We start from the raw sequence: 12,390 nt of genomic DNA, 5'->3' as shown, positions 1-12,390 counted from the left end.
GGGTGAGTATATCCTATTCCTTGAATAAACTCTGTTAAAAAATGTTAGTCTGGGTCTTGTCAATGATTATAAAATCATGTTTTTCCAATTACATTTTGACAGACACCCTATGACTACACTGGTTATTGTTGATTTGTTCGACTTATACTAAACTTGATTTATTATAAGTTTAACGGGTCTTTTTACGGGATTCCTCATCATAAGGATACGATAGTCGTAATCCTAAGCGTGGGATTGATCTGAGAGATAATGGTAATACTCTTATCTGTTTTTTCAATCACCTTAGTCTCAGGAATAATGTCTACAACTTGGTTTTCATTTTTAAGATAGTAGGCATTTTCTTTTTTCTGAAATGACTCACTTAATGTTACTTCATTCTCAGTATTAGATTTTAAATACATAGATAAGGGTCTTGGCTTAAAATCGATAAGCCATGCAATCAATTCTAGATTGGCAGGAGTGGTTGATTTTGTTTCTCCTGTTAAAAAATTGATGATGGGTTTAAACTTATCACCGTTAACACGTTCGATAGCATATGATTTGTTTTCTCCTTCTTCAAATTGAAAAAAACGATTTAAAATACTTTCATCATACTTCTCTTTTCTACGGTTTAACAGCCATAAGCAGGCTTCTTTAATCTGTTTACGGGTTGGTTCCAGGAGATAACAGCTCATCTCTCCACCTTTTTCCCTGTTGTACTTTTCAAGAATTTCATTCTTGTACGTCATACTTGTTTTTGTTCTCATAGGCATGGGTTATTGGAATCTTTCGGATTTCAATGGAATCTTTGGAATCCTTGGAATTGTTTACGGATATAGACTTGGGGTCTTTATAAATTCGCTTCAACAATTAGTTCCAGTTTCATTTTGCTAACATAGTAAATGTATGGATTTAGATGTTACGGAAATCCGTAGCGCGATGGTAAAAGCTCAAAAGGAAAGTGGCTAAACACTACCGCATCGGATTTCAACTTTCCGAAAAAAAAGAGGGAAAATCCCCGAACTATTTGATTGCTATCCCAAATCACTGGTGTAAAACCAGGCGGCAATCCCCATGTTAAATCTTAAAAAAATTAAATATTATGAGAACTTTTTTATACCTACTTATGACCCTATTTATGACTGCAAACCTTGCATCTTGTACTGCAGATAATATTAACGATACAGAAGACATCTCTGCCGAGACAGTTGCTACTGAAGGACATGATGGAACTGTTGATACTAATGAAGATACAGGAGGGAATTAATAATTTCCTATCGAGCGATAATTATTAAATTGGGTGTATGTAGTGGATTTTATGCTACATACACCCAATATATTTAGTATTTTAGGAGGATGAAACTTTGGCGTGTCGATTCCTTCTTTATTATAACTAGTGTATTACTAATTTTATGTAATACTTTCTCTGCATTTAGTCAAACAAAAATACAAACTTCTCTATCTCAAAATAAGTTAGATAGTCTTGCCCAATACTATGACTTGAGTAAAAAAGATTCTTTATCGATATCAGAACGCTTACAGCATGTTAGTTCGTATTTAAAAGGAATATTGTTATCGCAACAGGATTCTTTGATCTATAATGGTTTGATGCAAAAAACATGGTTATTAGGTAGATCCAGACAATATGATAGTGCCATTGTATATACGCATCAATTATACGATATAGCGAAGCAAAATCAGGATACTATGTATATAGTAAATGCTCTTAATAAGTTAGGAATATACTATAAAAATAATAATCAATTGACCGAAGCTTTTAATCATTATAACAAGGCTTTTAAAATATTAAGGATTCATAAAGATACATTAAGAGCTGGGAGAATCTTACTTAGTATGTCAAATATACAGACCTATTTGGGGGATTATTCTGGAAGTAAAACAACGGCTATTGATGCAGTAAAATATTTAGAACGCACTTCAGACTTAAGAAGTCTTTCAGGTTTATATCATATCATTTCAGTAGCGAATAGGGAGCAAAAAAATTATGCAGAAGCTTTCAAGTATAATGAACAAGCCTTGACTCTTGGTAAAGATAGTATGTCAGCAAAAACTATAGGGGTCAAAAACATTTTGATTTTTAAAAATACCAAAGCCTTGATATTAGCAAATCAGAGTTATTATAAGCAAGCGATAGCTATATTAGAAAAACTGGTAACAGATCCGGTAGTTCAACAAGACAAAAGAGAATATGCCCGAGTACTCGATAATTTAGGTTATATACAATGGCTTCAAAATAAAGATAATAGAAGTTCTGAAAAATTATTGTTATCTGCATTAGAAATAAGAAAAGAAACCAATGATATTGGAGGATTGATTGCAAGTTATATTGATTTAACAAAATATTATTTTATAAAGGATAAAACCAAAGCATTAGAGTATGCAGAAGAGGCTTATCAAAATGCAAAAAAGCGCCATAGTTTGATATCAATTCTTAAAGTCTTAGGATTTATATTTGAGTTAAGAGAAGCTACGAATGAAGAAGCTAAAGAGTTTAAAGAAATCCATAATGAATTAGAGGAGGCTAACCAAAGTAACCGGGAGATCTATGCCGTAACCCGCTATGAAAATGATAAACTCACCAACGAGAACCTGATCCTAAAAGCAGAAACGGCCAGAAAAGAACGACAACAAGTTATTTATTTGTTTAGTACGTTGTTTATTTTTTTAATAGGAGGAGTAGTGTTCTATCTATATAGACAACGATTACGCCGAGAAAAAATACGAGAGGTGTATAATGCAGAAGCACGGATCTCTAAAAAACTACATGATGAGCTGGCAAATGATGTATACCAGGTGATGATGCAAATGCAAAATGATCAAAATGATCCTGGGGTGTTAGATAAATTAGAAGAAATTTACAATACCACCCGGGATATCTCTAGAGAGCATAATAGTTTTAAAACAGGCGAGGAATATGCTACCGAACTTAATGGTATGTTAAGTAGTTATAGTACTAATGGTACCAAGATTATTATCAAAGACATAGATGATATTAATTGGCAGGCGATAAATCCAGAAAAAAAGATCATTGTACATCGTACTTTACAAGAATTAATGGTAAATATGAAAAAACATAGCTATGCCGAGCTGGTAGCGATTACATTTAAGAAAACGTCCAAAGGTATAGTAATCACGTATGCTGACACCGGTGTTGGCGTAGCTGCAGAAGAAATAATATATAGTAACGGACTCCAAAATACGGAAAACCGTATAAAAACGATCGGGGGATCATTTATCTTTGATTCAGAGAAAGGAAAAGGCTTTAAAGCGAAGATAAATTTTCCAAATTAATTATAATATAGAGCTTATGTTTAAGAAAGTTTTAGTTACAGAAGATCTTGGTAGTATTAGCCATGGTATCGCACATATTCTTCGAGAAAGAACTGGGATTGATGAAATACAACAAGCACAATATTGTGATGATGCTCTCCTAAAATTTAGAAGAGCAATTAGTGATCATGCCCCTTTTGATCTGTTGATCACAGATCTTTCGTTTAAAGAGAGTCACAGAGAACGAAAATTGGCTTCAGGGATTGAACTTGTAGAAGCCATACGAGAGATCCAACCTAATGTTAAAGTTATTATATATTCTATGGAAGATAGACCCGGTAAAATTAAATCATTTTTTGCAGAACAGAGCATAGATGGCTATGTATGCAAAGGACGCTATGGACTAAACGAATTGGTAAAATCTGTTACCGATGTGTTTAACAATATTCGATATGTATCTCCACAGTTAGAAAGTGCGATGAGTAAGAATAATGTTTTCGAACTCCAGGATTATGATATTTTGTTATTAAAGCATTTATCAGATGGCCTTACCCAGGAAGAAATAGGGCATTATTTTAAGAAAAATCAAATTTCTCCTAATAGTACAAGCTCTATAGAAAAGCGACTTAATAAATTGAAATATAATTTTAAAGCTAAAAATGCCATTCACCTGGTGGCAATGACCAAAGATTTAGGCCTTTTATAGGTAGATCCCTTCGACAGTCTTGTCGAAGGGTAAGTCTCCATCTCAGCACTTTTTGTCATCCCAATATACTTTTTGTCATTCCGCCCCCTCGACTGATCTGCTCTGAGTTTATCGAAGGGCTCAGTATAAACTAATGGCTGGAACCCATAAACGAAAACGCTACTCCAAAGTAGATTCTGGATCAAGTCCAGAATGACAGGCTAATTCATATTAAAAACGCTAGATCACAACTTGTCCCGAATTTGTCTCGGGATCGAGTGTCATGCCCTGGGAGGGTGTATCGAGAAGTATTTATGAAAGTATAACCTGTTCTCAATAACTCAGCAGAGGTACTATCAAAGAACTATGTCGAAATACTTAAGCAGACAGGAAGTATTACCAGATAAAGCAATGAGATGGGTTATGTGTAAAAATCTAAAAATCAGATATTTAAATTTTAACCATACCAGATTCACATTAGTTTAACGCTTTTATTACGGAAATCCATAAGGAATTGTCGTTTATTAGCTTTAAATTTGAAGTAACACTTAAAATAATTGAAATTGTTGGCTTAAAAAAACAGCAATTAGAAATATTGATCAATCGTAAAAGGCTATTAAATAGGTAGCTATAAGACAGAAACAACCCCGCAATTGTAAAACTTTGGCGAGCCAACAAAAGCAGGGTCTGAATAACGATTGATTTAATAAATCAACCATTATAAGGATGTTTTTAGAGTAAATAGCTCAAAAAGGATATGATTTCTGAATGATTTAACCCTAAATCCTTATATATAATTTCTATTCGATAATTTGTGTCCAAAAAATATAAAACGAACTATTTTACCTTTTTTAGTAGTTCTATTTTCCTAAAGCACAATATAGTAAGAAGCTTTCAAATAATTACGGTTTCCCGTAAGATATTTCTTCTTTTTTTTTAATATTTTTCATGCTTTTTCCGTATTAAATACAATAACACTAGTATAAAAATCTAAAATACAGTGATTTATGTTGTGCGTTTTATAGTGTTGATTGTAAGAAGTTACGGTTTAGAAGTAAGTATAAAAGTCGTGTATTGAAACCTGTTTCGAAATTGGTTTCAGGACTGATTTCTCTTATCATTCCGGTGCCCTGTTTACAGTTGTACTGAGTATCTCCAAGTGCTTAGTGTAAATTTCATCTAAAATATCTATAGAAAAAAATACTATTCCAAAGTAGATTCTGGATCAAGTCCAGAATGACAGGTTAATTACCATCATATACATACCTTTTGTTATCTCATTCCTTTGACTCAATTTATGATAAACTAAAAGTTGGGGTAATTATATATTTAAATACATACACCAGCAACAAAAGAGGTTGTCTGAAATGCCCTTTTTTATCTACCTGAGCATCTACTATTGATAGTAATAGTTTTCCTAAAAAGAATATAAAATGTTGTTTTCATGATTTGTAAGTTATTTCTGTAATTTAATGACAAAAATAGTTAAGTTTATTTAGAATAAATAAAAATAAATATATATTTGCAATCTATTAAGAAACATTCTAAATAAAAATGAAGTTTGAGAGTCTGATAATCTGTGTTTTAACAGGTTTAGTTGTCGTAAATGGATATTCGCAAGAAAAAGCTATAGATACTACTTTGGTTAATGAATTACAAGAGGTAGTCCTTACAGCTACCCGAACAAAAAGACAGCTTTCTTCCCTGCCTTTACCGGTTACAATTGTTTCTCAGGAAATAATTAAACAATCGGGAACCATTAGGCTTAATGAAATTCTAAATGAGCAAACAGGAATTATTACTGTTGCTGATGAAAGTGGTTTTGAAGGGGTGCAAATTCAAGGAATTGCTTCAGATTATATTTTGATTCTTATAGATGGTGTTCCTTTGGTAGGTAGAAAAGCCGGAAATTTTGATGTAAACAGGTTAACTGTTGGGAATATAAAACAAGTCGAGGTAGTTAAAGGGCCGTCTAGTAGTCTCTATGGTTCTGATGCTTTGGGTGGTGTAATTAATATCATTACAGAGAAGCCAAAAAGCGATGTGCTATCGGGCAATGCATCATATCGTATTGGTAGTTATACCCAGCAGGATATTAACGTAGATATTAAGCAGCGTATTAAGAAGTTTGGTTATGGGGTTTTTGCAAACCGCTTTTCTAGTGAAGGCTATGATCTTAATCCAGATACAGCCGGCCAGACCGTAAACCCATTTGAGAATTATACATTTAATGGTAGGTTGTATTATGATTTTTCTGATCGATTTTCGTTATTTCTGTCTGGTCGTTTATATACGCAATATCAGGATGCGGGATTCACAGCTAATACTACGAGTCTTGAAGGAGATAGTGAGGAACAGGAATGGAACGGTCACGTACGTCTTGATCACAAATGGAGTGATCATCTAACTACCCAATACGAGTTTTATTATACTAATTATAATGCCAAAGAACAACTGGCAGATTCTGCCTCTGGCGATATAGTAAGTGATAGTGATTTTGATCAGCATTTATTACGTCCCGAGATACGAACTACCTACACATTTAAAGACAGGAGTAAACTTACTGCCGGGATAGGTGTTCAATACGATCAACTAGATCGTACTTTTTTTGATAAACAAGTAGATTTTAATTCTCAATATATGTATGCTCAATATGATGTAAACCTAATTGAGCGATTAAACATCATTGCGGGGGCACGTTTTGATAATCATTCAGAATATAGCAACCAGTTTAGCCCTAAGCTTGCATTACGGTATAAAATAACAGATGTACTGGCCGCCAAAGCCTCTATAGGATATGGTTTTAAAGCTCCGGATTTTAGACAGCTTTATTTTGACTTTACAAACTCTGCAGTGGGATATACCGTATTGGGATATAATGTAGCTTTAGAAAAATTAAATGAGCTACAGGCTCAGGGACAGATTCTTGATGTGGTCGTTCCCGAATCATCGTTACAAGATCCTCTTGAAGCAGAGAGTTCTATAGGATATAATGCAGGGTTAACCTATAAAGAAAAGCGATGGAATGCAGAACTTAATTTCTTTAAAAACGATTTTAAAAACCTTATTGATACTCGTGTTGTCGCCCGTAAAACTAATGGGCAAAATGTGTTTAGTTATTTCAATTTTGATGAAATATACACCACAGGTCTAGAGCTTAATACCAACTACAGAATAACCGATAATGTAAGATTGAGTGCTGGCTATCAGTTACTCTATGCTTTTGATAAACAAAAAGAAAAACAAGTAAAAAATGGCGAAGTATTTGCCCGTGATTCCGAAACTAATCAAACAGTTGTAGTCTCGAGATCAGAATACTTTGGACTTGTGAATCGCTCACGACATAATGCAAACTTTAAGGTTTTTTATGATATCGTTTCCGCGAAAGCGAATATAAACTTGAGGCTATTGTATAGAAGTAAATATGCCTTGTTTGATACAAACGGTAATGATCTTATAGATGATTATGATACCAGCTTTGTTGATGGATATGTAACAGCAAATATTGCTGCCAGTAAAACTTTTTATGAAAACTTTACACTACAAATAGGTGCAAATAATCTTTTTGATTATACCGAAGACAACATTCCCACTTTACCGGGGATACAATTATATGCAAAACTTAACTATCAATTTTAATATTTTAAATGTCATGACAATGAAAAAATTATCAATATTATTTTTAGTACTTAGTACAGTACTTGTTTCGTGTAGTAGCGATGATGATACAACTACTCCAATACCTGTTAAATCTGAAAAGATCTCTAACCTTGAAGCTATACAAACAGGCGGTCAGGGAACTGGAAACCCTGTAGGAGGGGTGTTTACCAAGTTTGATTTTGAAACAGGAAAAATAACAACCAGTGATACAGACTGGGATGTTGCATTTAGAGGTACTAATATAGCAGTTAACGGAGGAACAGTTACTGGTGTAGCAGAAGAACCTGCACGTAATGGTAGCGTAGGAGCAGCAGTAGTTACGGGTACCTTTGCAGGTGTAACCAGTGCAAAGGATGTAACTTTTAGTCAAGATGCAGATACAGCATTTGCTATCCCTACAGGTAGTGATAATGGCTGGTATAATTATGCTGGACCTCCAACCCACTTGATCTCTCCTATCCCTGGAAAAATACTTGTTTTTAAAACCCGTAACGGTAACTATGCCAAGGTAGAAATACTAAGTTATTATCAGGATGAGGATACTTCTAAAAAATCACAATATTATACATTTAACTATGTGTATAACCCTAATAAAGGAGAAACATCTTTTGAGTAATGCCATTAATACAAAAACTTATGAACTAGCTATTTGAACTAATTCTTTATACTCATGATAAAGACTCCTCAGAATTTGAGGAGTTTTTTGTGGTATATAGAGAAATAATGATTTAAAAACTTAGTCTAAACGTAACATTAGGAGTAATATTTAAAGAAGATTTATTGATTTCTCTTAATTCATAAGAAATATTATTTTCACTATCAGTTAATTGATAGAGAGGATAACTTCGATCTAAGATATTTTTTCTCCCATATAGATTTAATAAAGAAAAGCCCAGACGACTCTTTACTCGATCGTTTTTTGATGACCAGTTAAAATCATATACTACAGAAAAATCCAATCTATGATAATCGGGTAGAGATTTAGAGTTTATAGCACCGTATTGAACAATGGGTTGATCATCTACTATTGTAAACCCTAATGCAGGAGTATATGGGGTACCGGTACGATATTTCCATCCCAATGAAAACTGAAATTTCTTCCACTGGTAAGCATGAGACCAAGAAATAGAATGAGTGATATTATTATTTCCTTTAAAAGCTTTACCTTGATTAAGTGTGTTAAATATGAACTCGGTATCAGAAAATGAATAGCCAAGCCAAGTAGAGTACTTACCAGCTTTCTTCTTAATTAATAAATCTATTCCTTTAGAGATACTTTCTCCTTCAGACAAGTCACCAGAAGTAGATTCAAATCCTCTGGTTAGTGAAGTAAGTCCTTTTATCTTTTTATAGTAGGTATCTATCTCAATGTTCCAGTTTTTTTTATGAAAAAGAGTTCCCAGGGTATATTGCTGACTTCTCAACAATGGAATATCATCTTCTTGTGCTGCGACCCATAACTGATTTTCTAGGCCAAAATTAAAAGTGGCAAATTCAATCACCTGGCTAATGGATTGGTTTTTGACCTCTGCAGATCCTTTAACTCTAAAATACTTTCCCATTTTTCGTTCTACATAGAATCTGGGTTCGATAAAAGTAGAGTTTAAACCAGCGTAATAATTTCCTCTTAGTCCAAAACTAATCAACCACGTTTGGGGAGCACTATATTGTAATTGAGAATAAAAACTATGAGTAGGGTTCTCCTGAAAATTTCCGACTTCAGAATCATTTTCTCTTAGATAAAATGCTGTTCGGTTATAGTAGAGCTGATATCCATTAGAAAAAGTGAAATGAGGATTAATATTCCATTCAGAATGAAATAACAGACCATATTCTTCGATAGCATTTTCTTTTTCGATAGTTAGATCTTGATTAACAAAGAGATTCCTTCCCTGGTATTCGAGTACATATTCAGAATATGAAAATTGTGTTTTTGTAGAGAATCGAGAACCCCATTTACTATTCCAGGAAATATTGGTTCCAAAATTTTTAATAGCGAGTTTATCCTGAGACATATCTGCGAATTGAGAATCTTGAAAAGAATAGTCAAGTTTATTTTGAGTAAACAAATTAGAAATAGAGATGTCGTGTTTTTTAGAAAGGTTGGCAATTAATTTTAAGGTTGCATCGGTAAAATAAAATAACTCTTTACTTTCTGAAGATTCGGGATCAAAAATAGACCTGTTATCGGTAATACTTGTATTCTGAAAGGCTCGGTTAGAGTAAGTATTAATTGTTGGAGTATCAATAATGTCGGTAATAGATCTTCTGGCTGATACTAAAACAGCTATTTTTTTAGAAATAGGAAGTTTCAGATATCCATCGGCATGAGTCATATTGATTCCTATACCTCCTTGTGTTTTATCGGGTACAGTTTGATCTGTTTTGATATCAATAACTCCCGAAACGCGATCTCCATAAATGGGTTGAGTTCCACTCTTATATATTGTAATATCTTTGGTGATATAGGGATTAAAAGCAGAAATAAGCCCAAAAAAGTGATCAGAATTGTACATTTTAATACCGTCCCATAGAATTAGGTTTTGATCAGGAGTGCCGCCTCTTATATAAATCCCAGAAGCGGTTTCGAGCGGACTTTCTATCCCAGGAAGCAGTTGAATATTTTGCAGAATATCGGGCTCAGATAATCCCGAAATTATGTTTAAATTATTAGGTTGAATTTTAACCGAACCATCTCTGGTTTTTACGATCCCCGAGGTTAAATATTCCTTTATGATTACTTCATTTAACACAAAATCTTCGGGAGATAGGATATACGTATCACATTTTTTATCAACTACTTTTTTAAGAGGAATAGAAATAGTTTTATATCCAAGGTATGAAATCGTCAAAGTATCTGATAAGTTGTTGTCTTTTAAAGAGAAAAATCCTTTTTCATCAGATGAGGCCCCTGTTTTTTTGACTTCGTTAAGTATAGTAGCTCCCTCAATAGGAGTATGGGTTTCATCTGTTAGATATCCACAAAAAGAAGTTGTTTTAATAAGTTTAACAACATAGTACCGCTCATCGACTTGTGTAAAATGTATAGGGTATTGATCGGATACAATAGCTATAATTTCGTTTAATGATATATCATTTTTATCTATCGTGATCACTATATCTGTGAATGACGAAGTGTTATAAGAAAATTTCACATCAAACAGCCCTTCCATTTCGGTTAGAAAACCGTCTAATGAGAGGTCAAGGTAATGTATGTCTTTCTTTTTTTCTTGAGCATTTGCAGTTAGAGAAAAAAGAAAAATAAGCAATAAAAAGTGGTATTTCATTTATTCTTTAGACAATTCTATAGTATTCTTGTCTATAAAAATAAACTTAATATCCATTGCATCAAAAATAGTATGCAAAGCATTTTGTAAATTATCATGAGCAAACCCGCCACTGTATCGTTGATCGATACCAATATGCTCACTTTTAATAGTAATCTTAAATTGTTTTTCGAGAGCAGATATTACCTGTTGTAGTGGGGTGTTGACAAAACTACTTTCCCCTACTGTCCATGAGGGAGTAGTATCATTTAGTTCCCATTCTTCGAATGATGAATCGACACTTCTTACCGCTTGTCCTTTGGTAATAATTTTTGAAGAAGTACCATTTTCTACTTTAACCTTACCTTCATAACAAATCACTTCAAAAAAATCAGAGGAAGCATTAACGTTAAATTGTGTACCTAATACCGAAACAGCATTGTTATCAGATTTTACGGTAAATGTATTTCCTTTTTTCACCTTGAAAAAGGCTTCTCCATCTAAAAATACGATTCGATCAGTATTTTCCCAGCTTCCTTTTTTATAATACAGCTTGGACTTGGCATTTAAAATAGCTTCAGAACCATCGGGAAGTGTTATTGCTAGCCGTTCTCCAAATCCGGATTGATGCGTAATGTTTTGATTAAAAAATAGAGTATACCCAAGGATTAGTGCAATACTTGCAGCGATTGCATATGCCCATCCAGGAATCAAGGAGACCACTTTTTTCTCTTTAGAGACATCTTCTTGAATACGATCAAAAAGTTTTTCTCTGTCTACTGTAGGGACTTCAAGTAACTTTGTTCCTTCGAGAATAGTTTCGTATAAAGTATAATCCTTAGATTTTTTGAAAGCATTGATTTCCTCTTCGGATAATTCACCGCTGGCCCATTTGGCTAAAAAAACATCTATGTTATCTGACTTTTCCATTTTTTTGCTTTTTGTTAGACCGTGCGCCCTAATTTTTCTCTTAATTCTAATAATGCCAAATGCATTCTTCGCTCTACCGCTTTTTGCGTTAACCCAATAATCTCTGCAATTTCTTTATAGGTTTTCTTGTCTTTTCTACTTAATAGAAAGACTTCTCGTTGTTTTGCCGGGAGTTCAGAAATACTACGTTGTAATTTTACCATAAACTCTTTTTCCTCCATTAAAAACTCCGGGCTATAATCATATTGAATAGAAGAAAAGCTTTGCTGATTATATTTTAAGATTACTTTTTCGTGATTTAATTCATTAAAAAAAGCATTTTGAGCTACTTTCATTAAAAATGACTTTGCTTTAGCAAAAAGTACTTTTTTACAATTTTTCCAAAGTTTTACAAAAGCGTCCTGTGTTATATCTTCTGCCTGTTTCATATCTCCGCATTTATAATAAATGAAATTCAGGATCACTTCAGAATGATTATCAAAAATCATTCTAAAGTTTTTTTCATCACAAACAGACTTTTGTTTTTCTGACATCTTAGAAATACTTAGCTTTTTTTTCAAAACTACGGTATTTAAAGAA

9 protein-coding genes are annotated in these 12,390 nt (G+C 33.3%); 5 read left to right on the top strand and 4 right to left on the bottom strand.

Annotated elements, in window-relative coordinates:
- Positions 1 to 197: 197 nt before the first annotated feature.
- Entirely contained in the window at positions 198 to 746 is a 549-nt protein-coding gene (locus tag AAFU52_RS06130; RefSeq protein WP_152538420.1) for a hypothetical protein, read from the bottom strand.
- A gap of 335 nt (positions 747 to 1,081) precedes the next feature.
- Here AAFU52_RS06130 and AAFU52_RS06125 point away from each other — a divergent pair, with 335 nt between their 5' ends.
- The 5 genes from AAFU52_RS06125 to AAFU52_RS06105 all read left to right on the top strand — a co-directional run bounded on the left by AAFU52_RS06125 (position 1,082) and on the right by AAFU52_RS06105 (position 8,231).
- Positions 1,082 to 1,246 carry a hypothetical protein gene (locus AAFU52_RS06125; protein ID WP_438425861.1) on the top strand — a complete coding sequence of 55 codons (165 nt, stop codon included), beginning with the start codon at positions 1,082 to 1,084 and terminating at the stop codon, positions 1,244 to 1,246.
- 89 nt (positions 1,247 to 1,335) lie between these two features.
- The gene (locus AAFU52_RS06120) at positions 1,336 to 3,291 is read left to right on the top strand and encodes a tetratricopeptide repeat-containing sensor histidine kinase (protein ID WP_438425860.1); all 1,956 of its coding nucleotides are present in this window, start codon (positions 1,336 to 1,338) and stop codon (positions 3,289 to 3,291) included.
- Positions 3,292 to 3,307: 16 nt separating this feature from the next.
- Positions 3,308 to 3,976 (top strand): response regulator, encoded by a 669-nt coding sequence (locus AAFU52_RS06115; protein WP_438425859.1) that lies wholly within the window; start codon positions 3,308 to 3,310, stop codon positions 3,974 to 3,976.
- Positions 3,977 to 5,509: 1,533 nt separating this feature from the next.
- A complete protein-coding gene (locus AAFU52_RS06110; RefSeq protein ID WP_438425858.1) occupies positions 5,510 to 7,594 on the top strand; it encodes a TonB-dependent receptor plug domain-containing protein in 2,085 nt (694 codons plus the stop codon).
- 19 nt (positions 7,595 to 7,613) lie between these two features.
- Entirely contained in the window at positions 7,614 to 8,231 is a 618-nt protein-coding gene (locus tag AAFU52_RS06105) for an HmuY family protein (protein ID WP_438425857.1), read from the top strand.
- Positions 8,232 to 8,343: 112 nt separating this feature from the next.
- Here AAFU52_RS06105 and AAFU52_RS06100 read toward each other — a convergent pair whose 3' ends face one another.
- From AAFU52_RS06100 to AAFU52_RS06090, 3 genes are read right to left on the bottom strand one after another with little or no spacing between them, the layout of a single operon-like run.
- Positions 8,344 to 10,902, bottom strand: a complete 2,559-nt coding sequence (locus tag AAFU52_RS06100) for a TonB-dependent receptor (RefSeq protein ID WP_438425856.1) — start codon at positions 10,900 to 10,902, stop codon at positions 8,344 to 8,346.
- Complete coding sequence (locus tag AAFU52_RS06095; RefSeq protein WP_438425855.1) at positions 10,903 to 11,811, bottom strand: FecR family protein; 909 nt, start codon at positions 11,809 to 11,811, stop codon at positions 10,903 to 10,905. It lies immediately after the preceding gene.
- Between the two features lie 14 nt (positions 11,812 to 11,825).
- Complete coding sequence (locus AAFU52_RS06090) at positions 11,826 to 12,371, bottom strand: RNA polymerase sigma factor (protein WP_241461376.1); 546 nt, start codon at positions 12,369 to 12,371, stop codon at positions 11,826 to 11,828.
- Positions 12,372 to 12,390 lie beyond the last annotated feature (19 nt).

Source organism: Aquimarina macrocephali (assembly GCF_051627225.1).
Lineage (GTDB): Bacteria > Bacteroidota > Bacteroidia > Flavobacteriales > Flavobacteriaceae > Aquimarina > Aquimarina macrocephali.
The sequence above is the reverse complement of the archived record's forward strand: the minus strand, read 5'-3'. Positions and strand labels throughout refer to the sequence as shown.

Bases quoted from the DNA above. Each gene is read 5' to 3' on its own strand.
- AAFU52_RS06120 (WP_438425860.1), top strand. From the start codon at position 1,336: ATGAAACTTTGGCGTGTCGATTCCTTCTTTATTATAACTAGTGTATTA.
- AAFU52_RS06125 (WP_438425861.1), top strand. From the start codon at position 1,082: ATGAGAACTTTTTTATACCTACTTATGACCCTATTTATGACTGCAAAC.
- AAFU52_RS06130 (WP_152538420.1), bottom strand. From the start codon at position 746: ATGAGAACAAAAACAAGTATGACGTACAAGAATGAAATTCTTGAAAAG.
- AAFU52_RS06100 (WP_438425856.1), bottom strand. From the start codon at position 10,902: ATGAAATACCACTTTTTATTGCTTATTTTTCTTTTTTCTCTAACTGCA.
- AAFU52_RS06115 (WP_438425859.1), top strand. From the start codon at position 3,308: ATGTTTAAGAAAGTTTTAGTTACAGAAGATCTTGGTAGTATTAGCCAT.
- AAFU52_RS06105 (WP_438425857.1), top strand. From the start codon at position 7,614: ATGAAAAAATTATCAATATTATTTTTAGTACTTAGTACAGTACTTGTT.
- AAFU52_RS06095 (WP_438425855.1), bottom strand. From the start codon at position 11,811: ATGGAAAAGTCAGATAACATAGATGTTTTTTTAGCCAAATGGGCCAGC.
- AAFU52_RS06110 (WP_438425858.1), top strand. From the start codon at position 5,510: ATGAAGTTTGAGAGTCTGATAATCTGTGTTTTAACAGGTTTAGTTGTC.